The following is a 16,504-nucleotide window of genomic DNA, read 5'->3' as shown; positions in this document are numbered from 1 at the left end:
CTTAACGGGCAGTAAAACTCTCAACGAAAGATTCGAGAGAAGCAAAGAAGATAAGTGGGAGATAACTGCCCGTAAAGATCCGACGAACGATTGACGTCCAAGTCAGGCGAAGCCACAGGATGTGGCGTTCCTGAGCGTGATAAGTCTCGCTAACCATCAGTGGGGGATGCAGAACCCCCCCCACTGATGGAAGTCTCACTTTATATATGAAAGATGATAGCTCGTCTCATGGAGGCATTGGACATTTGGCGAGTCTTAAGACTTGTGGGGTGAAATTCGATTTTTGTCGAATGGTAGATTAAGTTGTAAAGTTGATAGATTTCCCATCAAAGTTGATAGATTTTTTCAAAAAGGGGACGGTCCCTCGTCACTAGTCTTCGGGGACGGTCCCCTCGTTAAGCGATTCTCACTGTTCCTCAACAATTCGCGATGAAACCCAACCAATTACCCCGGTGTCTGTTTCAACTTTCAGCCATTTTATTCCGCTTTCATCGGTATTTTCTTCATCTAAAAAGGTGACTGTTTCATTTGCGCGTAAGTTTTCAATAATTACCCCGTTTAACGAAGGGGTTTCACGAATATTGGCACCATCCTCTTTGAACCTTTCTGTTAAGGAAATCTTCGTTGATGTTGTTATTTCTTCTACACTTGCTTCGGTGTGATTGAGTTGATAGCCGAGTGCTTTTTCCACTTTTTCTTCTGTTACCCAAGTCTCAAATCTTTGCCATGTTTTTGCATAGGATTCAGTAGGGTTATTGAGAATTGCGATTGGAATAATCACAGCGAAGAAAAGCCCTGCGATTCGAAAGCCTTTTCTCACTTTGCGTGCATGATGTCTTCGTAATTGAAACAATCGCGCAAACTTCGTAAGTCCTTTTATTGAAAATGAGAATATATCTTCAATAAACTCAATCCATCCCGGAATCTGATGATTGTCATTCTGTCTTTTTTTGCTCATTAAGGAGTAAAAGCAAACCATCACAGGGTATGAAATAAGTTCAATTCCTTTAATGACGAAACGACTTGCCCAATGAATGAGCGTTGGTACGAGCCGGCAGATGATAGGTCTTATTAGCATAATGATTAAATAAGTGACAATTGCGATTCTTAACCAGACTGGGAGGAATGACAGTGGTACCCAAAGCCAAAATAGTTGATTGATGATGGTTTCCACTTGTTCATTACTCTCCTTTCGCCTGATTTATTTGATAGATTTTTTTTGGACGATCGGATAAATCATCTTTGTTTTCAACTGTTTGCTCATATGGGAAATACGCTTGAATCTTTGCGAGCTGTTCTTTTGCTTCAATCATATCGATTGCGGGATTAAGTATGTGCCTTTTGGCTTGATCCTGAACGACGCGGCGGAATGCTTCTTCATGAAGGATCCGACTTTTCACGATTTGTAAGGCTTCTTTATTTTCTTCGGCAATTAAGATTGCAGATAGGAAGTCGCCAGCTTCGATCGATGCTTGGATTTCGCCTGCGAGGACGCGTGCGCCAGTTCGCTTTTGATCGAGCTTGTGTTGATGTAAGTGGTAATGCTTTTCATTACGGTAGCCTTCTAATTCATAATCTTGATCAATCCTTCTGAACTCTGTGTCATGAAGTTGATCATTGACGCTTTGTTTCACAAGGACATTAATATCGGTTACTTTGACCCCAACTTCTTTTAAGCCAGCGACCATTGATGAATATTCATGAAAACCCTCAATATGTTGTTTTACACGTTTTGCGTCAGATATTGGGTAGTCAATTGTGATTTCCTCTAGCCAATAGGGAAGTTTTTTTCTTAAGAAATTGACAATTTCCCCAGCTTCTTGCTGAATAACCGAGATCGGGTCAACGACTTTATAATCAATGGACAGATCCACTAAAAATTGGCGCCCACGATCTGCTGAAGGAACTTCTTTTTCATAGTGGAAATTTAAGGTTGCCATATTGATTGTATATACTTTCGTGTATTTTCCAGCTCTTAATTCGCTACGTGTTAGGCGATCGCCATGCTTAACGACCTGAAAATGATTTTCAGCGTTCACATAGACAAATGCTTTGCTCATTGAGGAAGCGGGTGGTTTTTCAAAAAAACTAAATTGGACGGCTTGAACATCTTCGATTAAATTCATGTGGTTTTCCTCCCTTTTGATGCCATTAACCTCTGTTTACAAGGTTGGTGAATGTCCGAAGTACTTTCTCACCTATTACATATGCTTTTTTGTAGCTTTTCATGACAACCATTAGCTCTCAAAAAAGATGTGATGTGAATGTCTTAAGAAAGGTTAAGGAAAAATAAAATTGATACAAGGATTCGGAGGTTCGAAGGTAGAACTACTTCCTATGTGGCCGGACAAATGATCGAATACAAGGGGGTGTAACTGAAATCTAGTAAATGAATCAGTAGCTAGTAAGTAAATACTAGATTCCAGAAGAACATGATGAAAAGTTCGACTAAAAAAAGACATAGAGCGTTCATTCGCCTGTTACTAACTGTCTTCGTCATTGGTGGATTGATCGGAGTGGGCGTATTCGCTCAACAACCAAAGCAAATAAAAGAGGAACATGGAGCAAAAACAAATCAGAAAGAGCAGGAGGAAGAAGCTGTCACGCCATTTTCTCAACCGGAAAACGATCTTGAAAAGCGGGTTACTGAGTTAATCAAAAGTATGACGCTTGAGGAAAAAATTGGTCAGTTAACGGTTGTAGGTTTTCAAAGTAAAGAAGTGGATAACCATATTAAAACGATGCTACAAAACTATCACGTTGGCGGCGTGATTTTATATGACCGTAATATGGAATCGCCTAAACAAGTGGCACAATTAACGAATGATTTGCAAGATTTGGCGCTAGAGCAGAATCAGAAAATTCCACTGATGGTGAGTATCGATCAAGAAGGTGGCAAGATTGTTAGAATGAAAGAGCATGTTTCACCGATCCCTTCACAGCAAGAGCTTGCTAGGAAGGGGAGCTTGGAAGCCATTTATGAAACTGCCGCTCATAGTGGTGCAGAATTAAAGGCGATGGGGATTCATGTCAATTACGCTCCTGTGTTAGATTTATCAGCTAGTGACAGCAGGTCTTTCGGAACAGATCCAAAGAAAGCGCAAGCGTTTGGAAAGCAAGCGATAAAAGGATTAACAGATGCAGGGATAACGGCGACATTAAAGCATTTTCCTGGCCATGGACGAAGTAATGTTGACCCACATTTTGAATCGTCATCAGTTGATGCGAATCAATTGGATTTAGAAAACAATGATATTTATCCGTTCAAAGCAATAATTAATGAAATCGACCATAATCAATTTTTTGTCATGGTCACACATATTAAATATCCGGCCTATGACAAAGAAAACCCTGCAAGCCTGTCGCCAATCATTATTCAAGATCTCTTAAGAGAGAAGCTTGGATATGAAGGAATTGTTGTAACAGACGACTTGGAAATGGGTGCCGTTACGGAAGGCTTTACCTATAAAGAGCTAGGTTATCATGCAGTTGAAGCGGGAGCAGATCTTTTATTAGTATGTCACACATTGGAAAATCAAAAAGAAGTAATAAACGGAATTGTCCAGGCTGTACGAGCAGGGAAATTATCCGAGGATCGAATTGACGAATCGGTCAAACGAATTTTAACTTATAAACTTTCTACGATCACATCGCCACATGTTGATGTGGAAAATGCAGAGGAAGTTGTAGGGAACAGTGGGAGATAAACTTTCCAAAGTAATAACAGGCTCCTACCGATAAAGGAGCCTGTTATTTTTCTATTTAATCTTTAATACACGGTCGATCTCACGGCCATAGCCATCAATTTCTAAGCGATCTTTGTAAACCTCGACGATCGAATATGAGTTAGTGTCGGCGGTTTCCACCATCCCTTTAAGATTCACATAGTGAATGCCATTTTTCACTGCATAATTTCCAGCATGATTATGTCCGTTGAAATAGGCGACAACATTACCAGCTGCTTCTAGCTCTTTAATGACCGCATCATCGTTCCAAACATTGTGATTGTTTTCAGGATAGACAGGCATGTGCGAGAACACAACTACTTTTTCGTTTGTTTTTGCAGATTTCGTAAGAACTCCGCGTAACCAAGTTAATTGATCTGTGCTGAGACCACCGTTCCATGTTTGTGCATTTTCTGCACCGATCTCTTTTAAGGAATTGTACATTGTTTCGGCTTGTTGATATTTTTCTGAACCTATGGGATTTGCATAGAGGCTAAGGTCGTTTGTATCTAGCACCACAAAACGCCAGTTCTTATATTTGAAATCATAATACTGGTTAGGCATATCGAGTATGTCGACAACTTTGTCAGTTGTCACAGGAAAGTCGTGGTTACCGAGTACATGATATTTCGGGCCTTCGATCATGTTATAGATTGGTAGAATTGTAGAGAAGCTTGCGATGTCTTTGTCAATAATATCGCCTAGTTGAACAGTGAAACCAAGATCATGATTGTTAAACGTTTGAGCTGCTTCCGTAAGCTTGTCCACTGAGTTGCGGTAGAACCGAGTTCCGGCGTCGTCATAATCGCTATACTGAGCATCAGGGACAAGTCCGAATTCGAACTTTGGCTGTTCCTCGTTCTTTGCGAATACCGATGTAGTCGGACTCATGGCGACAAGTGCTAGTCCAAGTGCAGTAACGGCTCCTAAACTTTTCAATGTGACTGCAAGTCCTTTTTTACCTTTCCGATTAGAAATCATGAAAAAAATCCCCTTTCACTTGTCAATGACAAGAATAAAATTTTCATTCCTTTTTCATCATAGTCTATTAAAATACGAATTATCATAATATTTACCAAATCTTTATAATACTTTTAAAAATTAACAATTTTGATAAACAAAATTAAAAATACATTCGTTCGATCAGCGTTCATCGTGCGAGTTTTAGATTAAGGGAAATAGTGATGGTTTGCTTACAAGAGAGAGCTAGCATGTAATGAAGTAGAGTAGAAGGGGAAGCGAGAAGGGAAAATTCACTATTCTACTTAAATAATTACACAGGAAAAAGCCGTTAAACGTTGAAACGGCTTAAGAACGCTGAATGCTAGAAGTAGAATAGCTTTGAATCATTTTCTGTAAATTTCTGTGGGCTTCTCGTAATTTGATTGTTTCATCAATGATTTGTTGGAAACCTTCCAAGTCTTTATCAGATGCATTTAATACAGACTTAGAAATACCTTCGGCGAGTTGCTGTAAGGATATATCTCGGTTCACGCTCACGAGCAATGACCACCTTTCTTTTTTATATTTTGTGTTATGTACTTTCAATTTTTGGGAGAATCAATTTACTACAAGTTGAATTGAAACGGAGCACCTATAAAAACAAACAATTTTAGTTATTTTACAGATTCTAACCCTTACAGATTACGTTCGAAAAAGCAAAGTATTGGGTGTCATCTTCTTATTATTTCTACATAAATGAACATTTTCCTTTAGAAGATAATAAAAGGGTAGAGCGCCTTCCAGCATATCGTGTTGTTTTAAACTAAAGTCTGATTAAAATATGCCAATATATAATAGAACCCCGCATGGTGTCACTTTTTTAAGTGTCAACCATACGGGGTTCAGGTTAGTAATGTACGTTATCTTCTTTAGGATAACGTAGAGATTTATATTAAAAGAATACTTCTAGCTTACTAATTATTAAGAAATGATTTTTCGAAAAATTCCAGAAGATATTCTAATGTAATTGGATCACTGTAGGTAGATGCTTTAGTATCTATTTCAAATACATGATTGTTTTTAACTGCAGGTATGTTTTTCCATAAAATAGTTTCCGAAAATGAATTATCAACATCTGGGTTTTTACTAAAGATTACGTAATCTCCAGCAAACTCAGGAAGCATTTCCGATGAAAAGGTATAGATACCTGATTCAAGTGCCAATTCCTTTACTTTATCAGGCATTTTCAATTTCATTGCTTGATACAATATTTCTGTTCCACGTGCATAATTATTTCCAAATACATAAAACTCTTTATTACCACTTTCAATTACAGAAACGGTTGCATCTTCACCAATTTTTGCCCGAATGGCATCTCCTGTGGATTCAGCACGTTCTTTGAAATCTTTGACCCATTCTTTTGCTTCACTTTCTTTATTTAAGAGTTTTCCGATTTCAGTTTGCTGTGTTAAATAATCCAGTTTTCCCCACGTATAAACTACAGTAGGGGCAATTTCATTTAGTTTATTAATATTCTTCATATGAGATCCTGCTATGATTAGATCCGGTTCCAGTTCAATGATCTTCTCCAGGTTATCCTCTGATACGACTTCCACTCCCTCTAGTCTATCTTGAAAAAGGGGGTTCATATTAGTCCATTCATCAATCCCGACGATGTTAGCATCTAAAGCCATTACATTGGGTCCGTTAGTAAGGGCAATTATTCTTTGGGGATCTGTAGGAACCTCAATAGGTCCATTTTCTGATTGGTAAGTAAATGTTTCTGTCTCAGTCTCGGTCTCGGTTTTATTATCTTCGTTCACAGTCTGATTATTTCCACAAGCACTAAGAATGAGTACAAACAAAAATAGGAATGGTATGAATAGCTTTTTCAAAGTGATTTTCTCCTTTTCTAAATATAGTGTGAGTTTAAAGATTAATAGAAATAAACGTCATTAATAATGATAATCATTTTCAGTAAATTACAATAAAATACTAATAGTAACGATAAAGATTGTCAAGAAATTTATTAAAATCGATGTTGGTCAATCTTTTTTTAAATGGATTCTTCTTATTTACCGTAAAATACGGGTTTGTGAGGTATTTTTGATTAAACTTTATTTCAAAGTAAAAAGTGGTAATTCTCAATACATTATTGGATGTGGCGGTGTAGGGAGAAGAAATCAATCTTCAAACTCAAAAAAGCTTAACAAGATTTTAACAAAAAATCCCTATCTCCTTAAAAATTAAATGGTAAAATTAACTGTGAACGTAAAAGTAGGGGAGGGAACTATGCGTTACATTCGTTTAAAATCAGGGCTTCAACATGATCAAGTTCTAAATCGGCTCTTTTATAATCCAGAAATTATTGAACTTCATTTAGAAGAACAACATTTGTATCAGCCTGATTTAATTGTTAGGACGATCGAATTTTTAAAAGCAAAAGGTGTGCGTGTTTATCTCCACCATCCGACGACTTTTCAAGGAAAGCACTTAGATATTGTCAGTCCATTTCAGCAAATGAGAGATCATTATGACTGGTCGTGTAAGTTGCTTGCTTCAATCTGTCGCATGGAAGATGTGAATTGTGTGATACATTGCCATTACAAAGCTTTAGATACACATGATTATCTGAATGCAGCGAATCGAGCATTAATGAGAGGACGAATTGAAGAGATCTTGAGCATCTGTGACAAGTCGTTTCTCTGGGAGGATACAACGGAGGGAATCTTCTCGGCGCAAAATCCTTATCTTCTTGGTGAAATTGTGGGGCCTTTGCAATTACCGTTAACGATTGATCTTAGTCATTCCTTTATTAGCTTAAATGGCGATAATAAGCGCTTAAAAGAGCATCTTGATGCGTTTCATCAGTATGCAAACTATTTTCATGTTGTCGATAGCTCTGGACTAAGGCACGACTCATTGCCACTAGGTGCGGGGAAGATTGATTGGAAAATGGTTAAACCGTATCTAAAGGATCGTGATTTTATTTTTGAGATCGATTTAAGAGCTTCGAACTATATCGATTGCAGCCCGATGATTGAGAGTGCGGTTTATTTCGAAAAAATATAATGGTTCTTTTCGAAACGATTGTTGTTTTTGTTTAAGTTGGGCTTTAGTCGATAAATCCTCAAGCTTTTCAACAAACCAAAAAAAGCAACCATCCCGACCAAACTAATAAAGGGGACGGTTACTTCTCTATTCCTTACTTGTTATCACGTAATCTCTACAACTTAAACGGTGCTTTTTACTAATTCAACCGAACGAATCAATTCTTCTTCCGTTTCCTTTGTTACTTGGACAACGACTTTTGATAAAGAAGAAGTTCTTTTCTCTTGATCAAGCCATTTTGCCAAGGCTTTAGTTGTGCTAATGAAATCTTTAATGACCGTTTTCGTAATTGTTTCGTAAAGATCTCTAAAGTCGTTAACGAAGACTTGGTTCCAGAACAATTGATCACATTCTTCCCAGCTTGTCAGTGAATGTTGTTCCAAAATCACTCTTAAATCGTTTAAACTATTTCGATATTTTTTCATCGTATTCTCAGATTTACCAGCCGTTTTTTCTTTAAAGAATGTCACAAAATCCTCTGAGTAGAAATTGTTACTTGTTTCAGGTGTGAAGCCGAGTTGTTCGTAGTAAGGAATATCTTCCGCTACAACTAAAATTTGTTGTTCTTGATAAGGAGCTTCTATTTGTTCAAAAGAAGACTTCCGTTTGTCGCCACCTGTAACAAATGGTGAAAGAGCAAATCCAAGCTCTTTACGCACTGTATTATAGTCTGCTGTTGTCTCAACGTTTTTATGTTGTTGGTTCACCTGCAAATACATATTATACTCCATTTGCTTTAACCAGATGTCTGCATCATCTTTCCGTCCTGTGTCGATCAATTCTTTAATCGATAACCCATCAAACTGTCGGAGCGGTTTATCAAATTGAACTCTTAAGTCATTTTGCGCATAAAGGGCAAAATATTGAGGAGTGTCCTTTTCCGTTGTCACCATCATGTCTCTGATTTCAGCATTTAATGGAATCGTAATGACATTCGTTTTTTGATTCGTATAGGAAAGAGTGGAAGAATCAATTAGCGTTTGGACCATTTGTTTAAATTCTTCTATCCGTGTTTGATTTAAGCTATTAAACTCCAAAACGTCCTTTTCGACAAAGAGCTTTCCATATACTTCAGCGATAAGAATTGGTCCAGTGATTTCGCTATCAGTGTACTCTGACCAGTTACCAACCCAGCTGCATCTCTTACTCTTGTCATCCCATGTGTCGATTTCAAATTGTTCAACACGGTGGATGAAACTAGAAAGGGCTTGTTCATCTTCTACCTTATATTGAAGCGTATATTCTGTAATCTCTCTCTTTTCATTTTTATCTTCACGTTCGTCGGTTAAAAGCTCAGCTAAAATCTCTGGAAAATAATCGAACATGACGTGCTCTTGGCTTTGGTTCGTTGTATCCATTAGCTCCTTGATCTTTTCTACTGCACGATTAACAGATTGTGGATCTTCAAAAATTCTCACACCGTTAAAATAGAATACATCTTCAAATGGTTCAAGGAGAGTTACTGTGCCATACCAAGGAGCTAGAGTTGGAACATTTTCCTTTACGTAAGCTACAGGGTATTGCTCTTTTGTTAACATATCCTCAAAGAAAATCGTGTCGTTTTCTATGTTAACGGCTTGGACAACTTTAGGCGTAAGTGATTGCCATGTATTAGCCATTTTTCGCTCTTCTTCTGAAAGACGTGGCCCGATTTCTTGCGTAAACCATTCAATCCCTCGAAGACCATTTTCAAAACGATGGAAGAAAAATAGCCAAAACTCAAAAAAGCCATTTTCTAATTTTTTATGAATCGAATAGTGCGTGCGCTTTTTGAATTCTGCTTGTAATTTGTAGTAAGGAGTTGGTGGAATTTGTCTGTTAACAAAGTCCCTAACCTTTAAGACAAGCATATGTTTATTTTGCAGAAACCGTTCTTCTTTTACTTCGTGTATTTGAATGATACTCGCTTTTTTAAGACAGCACTTTTTGTATTTTTTTCCACTGCCACAATGACATGGATCATTACGTTTTATTTCCAATTTCATCACCTATCAGTCTTTACAATTTATATAGTTTATTATATGTGATTTTAGTTGAATGCTTGCAACTATTCAAGTGATTGTTATTCCTTACTCTATCAAACAGTGCCTGAAGATTCAGAGGATCAACTTTTCTTTTGCCTTCTTGTTTTGTTCTAGCTCATTGGTTGGATATGATTTTTCTCAGTAAAAAAGGTCGAAACTGCTGTACGAATGGGATAAAAGGTTATGAGAGATAGTTTATTATACCATTAATTGACTTGAATCCCGATGATTCTATGATAAAAAGTGAAATGATAGGAAAAGTATTGAATCCTCATTCTTTTCTTCCTAATACGAAACAGTTTTCTAAGAAATATTATATAATAAGGAAGGAAGTTAACATTTGTTTCAGTGATCTGATTTTTATCGATTAATGAAACTTTCTTCCTTCATCAAACGTACTATTTAGTAAGATAATAATAGGAGTCGATTCGATTGAAACAATTCGTTCATTTTTTTATTCGTTCATCAGTGGCTGCCATTTCAACAGGTACGATTGGCCTTATTAGTTTTTTTGCATTGAATCAAATATTCCTCCTTTCAAGTGTATATGCATTGAGTGGAGGTGCTGTCGTTTATTTCACGATGAAATCGATTACGGCACACCAATTTTTAAAGCAAAATAAGCTGACGAGGAAAGAATATTCATATATTAAAAAGAATTTAGAGCAAGCGAGTAAAAAAATTAAGCGACTTCGGAAGTCATTATTAAATGTGCGAACGGTCGCTTCAATCAAGCAAAATTTAGAGATTTTGCGTGTGGTCAATAAAATTTACTCGATTACGAAAAATGAACCACGTCGTTTTTATTTAGTAGAGCAATTTTATTACTCTCATTTAGACTCAATGGTGGAAATTAGTGAAAAATATGTATTTTTGGTCGGACAGCCAAAGAAAAATCACGAAATATCCACTTCATTAAGTGAAACGCGCAGCACAATGTCAAGTCTAGCGGAAACGGTAGAAAAGGATTTATATGATATCCTTGAAAAAGATATTGACCATTTGCAATTTGAATTAGATGTCGCAAAGCTGACAATCGATAAAACGAATAAACGATGATCATAGGAGGTTCAATTGCATGAGTAAAAATAATGAACTTGATGATTTACTTGCTAATCCATTTGGTGAACAAGAGCTTGTCGCAGGTAACAAGACTGAGCTTGGAAAACAAAAAAAACTGATCGATGTGTTACCTGAAGAAAATCGTCAAAAAGCGATTCAGCTTGCAGAACAAATTGATCCAACAAATCAGCAGGCCGTCTCTTTATTTGGTACACAAGCGCAAACGAAGCTCATGAGCTTTTCACATACGATGCTAGACCACGTGCAGAAAAAGGATACCGGAGAAATTGGTGAGATTATTGGTGACCTCATGAAGAAGCTTGCGCAAGTTAGTCCAGACGACTTAAAGTCTGAAAAAAGAGGTCTTATTTCTCGCATGTTTGGCAAAATCTCGAACTCAGTTCAAGAGGTTTTATCCAAATATCAAAAAACAGGTGCACAAATTGATCGGATCAGCGTCAAATTAGACCATTCAAAAAATGATCTTCTCGGAGACATTTCCATACTTGAGCAGCTGTATGAACAAAACAAAGACTATTTTCATGCCTTGAATATCTACATCGCTGCAGGCGAACTGAAGCTTGAGGAGCTAGAAACGAAAACCATTCCAGCGTTAAAGCAGAAGGCTGAGGCAACACAAGATCAGATGGCCTTTCAAGAAGTAAATGATTTGATGCAATTTGCTGATCGTTTGGAAAAACGGACACATGATCTAGTTTTAAGCAGACAAATTACGATGCAAAGCGCACCACAAATTCGCTTGATCCAAAGTGCAAACCAAGCGTTAGTTGAGAAAATCCAATCCTCAATCACAACGGCGATCCCACTTTGGAAAAACCAAGTGGCCATTGCCTTAACCTTACTGCGTCAAAAAAATGCCGTAGAAGCACAAAAGCTCGTTTCGAAAACAACGAATGATCTACTATTAAAAAATGCTGAAATGCTAAAAGTGAACACAGTCGAAACAGCGAAAGAAAATGAACGTGGCATCGTTGATATCGACACACTTAAGAAAGTCCAAGATCATTTAATCTCTACACTCGAGGAAACACTTCGCATCCAAGCAGAAGGCCGTGCAAAACGCCTGCAAGCACAACAAGACCTCGCTTCAATGGAAACGGATATGAAGAATAAATTAGCGAGAATGTAATCCAGTGATGGCAAAAAGGCCCCTTCAACTCATAAATAGATGAAGGGGTTTTTGATAATATCAGAATTTATCCCACCTTAACGGGCAGTAAAACTCTTAACGAAAGATTCGAGAGAAGCAAAGAAGATAAGTTGGAGATAACTGCCCGTAAAGATCCGATAAGTCTCGCTAACCATCAGTAGGGGATGGAGAAAACCCCCACTGATGGAAGTCTCACTTTATAAGTTTTTGCTTCGAGAATTGTCCAGCGCAAGCGTCCGGCCCCGAAGCACAGGACGTGCAAGTGCAGTCAAGGCGATTAACGTCGCGTTCTTGACTGCCTCTTGGGTCTAAGCCACTTTTGAATTGAAGGCAAAGTACGCCTTCTATTCAAAAGCGTCTTATTTGCCCGAGGCTGATCAAGGCGCTTCCGCTTTTCTTATCGTTTAGGAAATTATAAAATTCTTGAACTGTGGATAAGCGCCCGACATCCAGCTCCAGCGCCTAGCCCCTCGGGGTCATAAGCCACGCATGAATTGAAGGCAAAGTACACCTTCTATTCATGCGCGTCTTATGCCTGTCGGGGCTGATCAAGGCGCTTCCGCTTTTGTTCTGGTTAAACAAACGTTTAATTAAAGTAAAGAAATCAAGTACATAATGATTATACTAGTGTAGAGGGAAATAATGGGGACAGTCCCCAATCACCAAAAAGGGAGGAATTCCAAATGACCAAAGAATCAATACTAATCGTTGAAGACGAGGAAAAAATTTTACGACTACTCGAAATCGAGCTTGAATATGAAGGCTATGAAATTGGGAAGGCAATGGATGGAATTGATGCACTCGAATTATATCATTCGAGATCGTGGGATTTGATCTTGTTAGATGTGATGCTTCCAGGTTTAAGTGGAATTGAACTGCTTCGCCGCATCCGAGCGAAAGAGGCGATTACTCCTGTCATCCTGTTAACAGCAAAAAGCTCAGTTGAAGATAAGGTTTCTGGACTTGATTTAGGTGCGAATGATTACATCACAAAACCGTTTCAAATTGAAGAATTGCTCGCACGAATTCGAGCTGTTTTACGCATGCGACCTGCAGCACCCCAAAAAGTAGAGGAAGACGATGAATGGTTAACAGCAGGTGATTTAAAGGTGAATGATAAATCGCGTGAGATCATTAGAGCAGATAAAGAAATCGAGCTAACTCCAAAAGAGTATGATTTACTGCTTTATTTATTGAAAAATAAACGCCAAGTGCTAAATCGGGACCAAATCTTAGAAGCAGTTTGGGGGTATGATTATTTCGGTGACACAAACGTAGTTGATGTCTATATCCGCTATGTGCGCAAAAAAGTCGATCATGGCTTTGATACGCCGCTCATTCATACAGTAAGAGGCGTTGGTTACGTCTTGAAGGATGCAAAATGAAGCTTCGTCAGAAAATAAATTTATATACAGCGGTATTATTTGTTGTCCTGCTCATTTTGATGAATGTCTCCATCTACCTTGTTTTTAGTAACTTGATGATTACGAATGAGCTTGATCGTGCGAAAGCAGAGACGACGAAAATTGCGAAGGATGTTAGTGCGAATGTCCGTCATATTTCACCTGGTGAATTGCTTCGTGCTTACGTACCAATCGATGGGAAAATTGAAATTTTAAAAGAAGGTCAAGGAAAAGGAACAGCTGTAACAGACGAATCTGAACAACGGTTAATGACCCGAGAGAGTAGCTTTTATCATGGAGAAACGAGTGAAATCATCACGTATCAGCAGAAAAAGTATGTATTCGTCTCTAGCCCAATCGTTTGGACCGATGGTAGTATCGTCAATCTGCAAATGATGAAAAGCAATCAACCTACAGAAGACATGCTCACTGTTTTGCGCATTGTGTTAATCGTCGTCACGATTATTGCGATGATACCGGTCCTAATTTCAAGCAGTATTCTTAGTAACTTTATTGCGCGCCCCATTCGCTCAATGATCAATACGATGAAAGAGATTCAAACGAGTGGTCAATTTAAACGGATTAACTTAGAAAAAAAATCTCAAGATGAACTGGTGGAAATGGGAAATACCTTTAATCATATGATTGATTTGCTGCAAGCGAACTTTGAAAAGCAGGAACAATTCGTCTCAAATGCTTCACATGAATTAAAAACACCGCTCACGATTATCGAGAGCTATGCTAGTCTTTTAAAGAGAAGGGGACTTGAGCGTCCGGATTTATTTAACGAATCAATTGAGGCCATTCATTCTGAAGCGATTCGAATGAAAGAGATGACCGAGCAGTTGCTCCTGCTTGCAAAGAACCAGGAACAATGGAATATCGAGAAAGAAAACATAAATCTTACGGACACAATGACCGAATTAGCGAAAGTATATCAAAATGCGTACAAACGAACGGTAGAAATCGAGAGTAGCGAGACAGTTGAAGTCATATCAGACGTTCAAAAGTTAAAACAGCTATTGTTTATCTTTTTAGATAATGCGAGAAAGTATAGTGATGAGCATATATCTGTCTACATAGGGAAAACAAGTGATGAACCATATCTTCGCATTGAAGATCGCGGAATTGGGATCCCAAAGGAAGATTTACCAAAAATATTTGATCGCTTTTATCGGGTTGATAAAGCAAGAACCCGTAAACAAGGTGGCTCAGGGCTTGGGCTTTCGATGGCGAAAGAAATTGCCGACGCACTTGATATTCGAATTGAAATCGATAGTCTTGAAGGCAGGGGAACAACGGTTACGCTATTTTTTGTCGTTTAGGGAAATTTTTGAACTTAGTGTTGGTGTCTAGCGCAAGCGTCCGGCCTCGAAGCACAGGACGTGCAAGTGCAGTCAATGCGACAGGACGTCGCGTTCTTGACTGCCTCGGGGTCATAAGCCAATCAGGAATTGAAGGTAAAAAACACCTTCTATTCCTGATCGTCTTATGCCTGCCTTAGGCTGAACAAGGCGCTTACGCTTTTCTTAGGTTTCTCATCAAGTTCTCATTTTACGACGATATAATAAAGCCAACAGAACGTTGGATGAGGTGATACGATGAAGAATAGAAAATGGATGCTGTCTGCAGGTATGGTTCTCGTTTTGGGACTTCTGTTATTTGTCGGTTATCAATGGTGGGCGCCATCATTATCAGCGCAAACACTGACAGAAGAAGAAGCAAATAAAGCAGCATTGGCGAAATATCCTGGGGATATTATTAAGACAACGAAGACGAAGGATGAATATCAGATTGACATGCAGCTTGAAACTGGCGTTTATCATATTCGGATTAACGCTGAAAACGGTGAAGTCATCTCGATAAAACGGGAGACGGAGTCGAAAGAAGGTACATCAGAAAAGACTCCAGATGAAAAAACGACAGAAACACCGCCAAAGCAGCTAACACCAAAAGAGATCGAAGCGCTTATTGCTTCACAAGGTGATCTACAATCACTTGAATTTGTAGAGGAAAACGGCAAAGCCTATTATCAGGCGGTAGTGAGCAAAAAAAACGAAAAAATCACTTTAAAACTCGATCAATTCACTGGTGAAATTACCTCTAAAACAAAAGAAGCAGCAAGCATCATTACAGAAAGTGAAGCAATGGCAATTGCAGAAGCACATGTCAAAGGAGAAGCTGACGATGTCGAATTTGTCCAACCGCCAGAACAAACACCCTATTATCTAATTGAAGCTGAATTAGCAGATGGTGAAGATGTCATTGTCCAAGTGGATGCATACACAAAAGCAGTTAAATCCGTCACACGGGAAGAAGATACAGAGGATGACGAGGATTAGTTTAGCGGTTTAGGCATGCTTAAGAAAAGTCTAAACAGATTCCTACCCTATTTTAACCATTTTTTCTCTTTTCTTATTTTTAATCTTTTTAGTAAAGACTGTACGATAAAAAAGCTGAGAAGGAAAGAGAAATGAATGGAACATTTAGTTAACAGAATCACTAAATAATCCATTAATAGCTACCCTTTTAACGAACATCCAAAATAATTCCCCTTCCTCAAGCGTGTGAAGGGTGTAGCCCAACGGTAGAGAGGGGAATTATTTTGGTCAGGCGACAGCCTGAAGGGTTGTGTTGTGGGAACTTATGTTCTATAGTGGGAATAGAATATAAGGGTGGTGACGACAATGTTATTAAATCAAAAATACGAAATCTTTCCAAACGAAGAACAGAAGGAAATGCTAGACCGTTGGCTACAATATTGTCGTCAAACCTATAATTCGGCTCTTTTGGATAAACAACGTAAATATCACGAGTCAAAAGAATCTTATCATCGTTACGATATGCAAACACAACTAAAAATGGACAAAAAGAACTATCCATTCCTAAAAGAAATACCATCTCAACCGTTGCAGGAAGTCTTTCTACGTCTAGAAAAGGCATTTGATGGTTTCTTTCGTAAGGATAAAAACTATCCAAAACAGAAAAAATACAAAGATTACACCAGTATGACATTTCCCCAATTTGGATTCAATGCAAAAGGCAATCGAATGGCTATGTCCTTTT

General features: G+C 38.2%; 14 protein-coding genes. 8 read left to right on the top strand and 6 right to left on the bottom strand.

Annotation, left to right across the window (positions count from 1 at the left end; all coding sequences use genetic code 11):
• Positions 1 to 406: 406 nt before the first annotated feature.
• Both K9V48_RS23910 and K9V48_RS23905 read right to left on the bottom strand, forming a co-directional pair.
• Complete coding sequence (locus K9V48_RS23910) at positions 407 to 1,174, bottom strand: SH3 domain-containing protein (RefSeq protein WP_224141617.1); 768 nt, start codon at positions 1,172 to 1,174, stop codon at positions 407 to 409.
• A gap of 7 nt (positions 1,175 to 1,181) precedes the next feature.
• The gene (locus tag K9V48_RS23905; protein ID WP_224141616.1) at positions 1,182 to 2,126 is read right to left on the bottom strand and encodes a hypothetical protein; all 945 of its coding nucleotides are present in this window, start codon (positions 2,124 to 2,126) and stop codon (positions 1,182 to 1,184) included.
• A gap of 309 nt (positions 2,127 to 2,435) precedes the next feature.
• On the opposite strand from K9V48_RS23905, the gene nagZ reads away from it, so the two are divergent.
• A complete protein-coding gene (nagZ, locus tag K9V48_RS23900; protein ID WP_224141615.1) occupies positions 2,436 to 3,707 on the top strand; it encodes a beta-N-acetylhexosaminidase in 1,272 nt (423 codons plus the stop codon).
• A 51-nt stretch (positions 3,708 to 3,758) separates the two neighbouring features.
• Here the strand turns inward: nagZ and K9V48_RS23895 are convergent, their stop codons facing one another.
• The 3 genes from K9V48_RS23895 to K9V48_RS23885 form a co-directional block, all read right to left on the bottom strand.
• Entirely contained in the window at positions 3,759 to 4,706 is a 948-nt protein-coding gene (locus K9V48_RS23895; protein WP_224141614.1) for a metallophosphoesterase, read from the bottom strand.
• Positions 4,707 to 5,033: 327 nt separating this feature from the next.
• Complete coding sequence (locus K9V48_RS23890) at positions 5,034 to 5,225, bottom strand: hypothetical protein (RefSeq protein WP_224141613.1); 192 nt, start codon at positions 5,223 to 5,225, stop codon at positions 5,034 to 5,036.
• Positions 5,226 to 5,641: 416 nt separating this feature from the next.
• Positions 5,642 to 6,562, bottom strand: a complete 921-nt coding sequence (locus K9V48_RS23885) for an iron-hydroxamate ABC transporter substrate-binding protein (protein ID WP_224141612.1) — start codon at positions 6,560 to 6,562, stop codon at positions 5,642 to 5,644.
• A gap of 397 nt (positions 6,563 to 6,959) precedes the next feature.
• Between K9V48_RS23885 and K9V48_RS23880 the strand changes: the two genes are divergently transcribed.
• Complete coding sequence (locus tag K9V48_RS23880) at positions 6,960 to 7,739, top strand: apurinic/apyrimidinic endonuclease family protein (protein WP_224141611.1); 780 nt, start codon at positions 6,960 to 6,962, stop codon at positions 7,737 to 7,739.
• A 161-nt stretch (positions 7,740 to 7,900) separates the two neighbouring features.
• On the opposite strand, the gene K9V48_RS23875 is transcribed toward K9V48_RS23880, so the two are convergent.
• Positions 7,901 to 9,757: an SEC-C metal-binding domain-containing protein gene (locus tag K9V48_RS23875; protein WP_224141610.1), complete on the bottom strand. Its 1,857-nt coding sequence runs from the start codon at positions 9,755 to 9,757 to the stop codon at positions 7,901 to 7,903.
• Between the two features lie 477 nt (positions 9,758 to 10,234).
• On the opposite strand from K9V48_RS23875, the gene K9V48_RS23870 reads away from it, so the two are divergent.
• From K9V48_RS23870 to K9V48_RS23845, 6 genes are all read left to right on the top strand, one after another.
• Complete coding sequence (locus K9V48_RS23870) at positions 10,235 to 10,861, top strand: 5-bromo-4-chloroindolyl phosphate hydrolysis family protein (RefSeq protein ID WP_224141609.1); 627 nt, start codon at positions 10,235 to 10,237, stop codon at positions 10,859 to 10,861.
• A 19-nt stretch (positions 10,862 to 10,880) separates the two neighbouring features.
• Complete coding sequence (locus K9V48_RS23865; RefSeq protein WP_224141608.1) at positions 10,881 to 12,014, top strand: toxic anion resistance protein; 1,134 nt, start codon at positions 10,881 to 10,883, stop codon at positions 12,012 to 12,014.
• 704 nt (positions 12,015 to 12,718) lie between these two features.
• Positions 12,719 to 13,420 carry a response regulator transcription factor gene (locus K9V48_RS23860; protein WP_224141607.1) on the top strand — a complete coding sequence of 234 codons (702 nt, stop codon included), beginning with the start codon at positions 12,719 to 12,721 and terminating at the stop codon, positions 13,418 to 13,420.
• A complete protein-coding gene (locus K9V48_RS23855) occupies positions 13,417 to 14,763 on the top strand; it encodes a sensor histidine kinase (RefSeq protein WP_224141606.1) in 1,347 nt (448 codons plus the stop codon). The genes K9V48_RS23860 and K9V48_RS23855 overlap by 4 nt, the downstream gene beginning before the upstream one ends.
• A 276-nt stretch (positions 14,764 to 15,039) precedes the next feature.
• Positions 15,040 to 15,780 (top strand): PepSY domain-containing protein, encoded by a 741-nt coding sequence (locus tag K9V48_RS23850; RefSeq protein ID WP_224141605.1) that lies wholly within the window; start codon positions 15,040 to 15,042, stop codon positions 15,778 to 15,780.
• Positions 15,781 to 16,125: 345 nt separating this feature from the next.
• On the top strand, positions 16,126 to 16,504 hold a 379-nt coding region (locus K9V48_RS23845; protein WP_224141604.1), incomplete at its 3' end, for a helix-turn-helix domain-containing protein.

The organism is Metabacillus rhizolycopersici (assembly GCF_020075705.1).
This window is presented reverse-complemented; position numbering and strand designations above follow the sequence as displayed.

Coding starts and splice junctions, on each gene's coding strand:
- K9V48_RS23895 (WP_224141614.1), bottom strand. CDS start 4,706: ATGATTTCTAATCGGAAAGGTAAAAAAGGACTTGCAGTCACATTGAAA.
- K9V48_RS23905 (WP_224141616.1), bottom strand. CDS start 2,126: ATGAATTTAATCGAAGATGTTCAAGCCGTCCAATTTAGTTTTTTTGAA.
- K9V48_RS23850 (WP_224141605.1), top strand. CDS start 15,040: ATGAAGAATAGAAAATGGATGCTGTCTGCAGGTATGGTTCTCGTTTTG.
- nagZ (WP_224141615.1), top strand. CDS start 2,436: ATGAAAAGTTCGACTAAAAAAAGACATAGAGCGTTCATTCGCCTGTTA.
- K9V48_RS23860 (WP_224141607.1), top strand. CDS start 12,719: ATGACCAAAGAATCAATACTAATCGTTGAAGACGAGGAAAAAATTTTA.
- K9V48_RS23865 (WP_224141608.1), top strand. CDS start 10,881: ATGAGTAAAAATAATGAACTTGATGATTTACTTGCTAATCCATTTGGT.
- K9V48_RS23855 (WP_224141606.1), top strand. CDS start 13,417: ATGAAGCTTCGTCAGAAAATAAATTTATATACAGCGGTATTATTTGTT.
- K9V48_RS23880 (WP_224141611.1), top strand. CDS start 6,960: ATGCGTTACATTCGTTTAAAATCAGGGCTTCAACATGATCAAGTTCTA.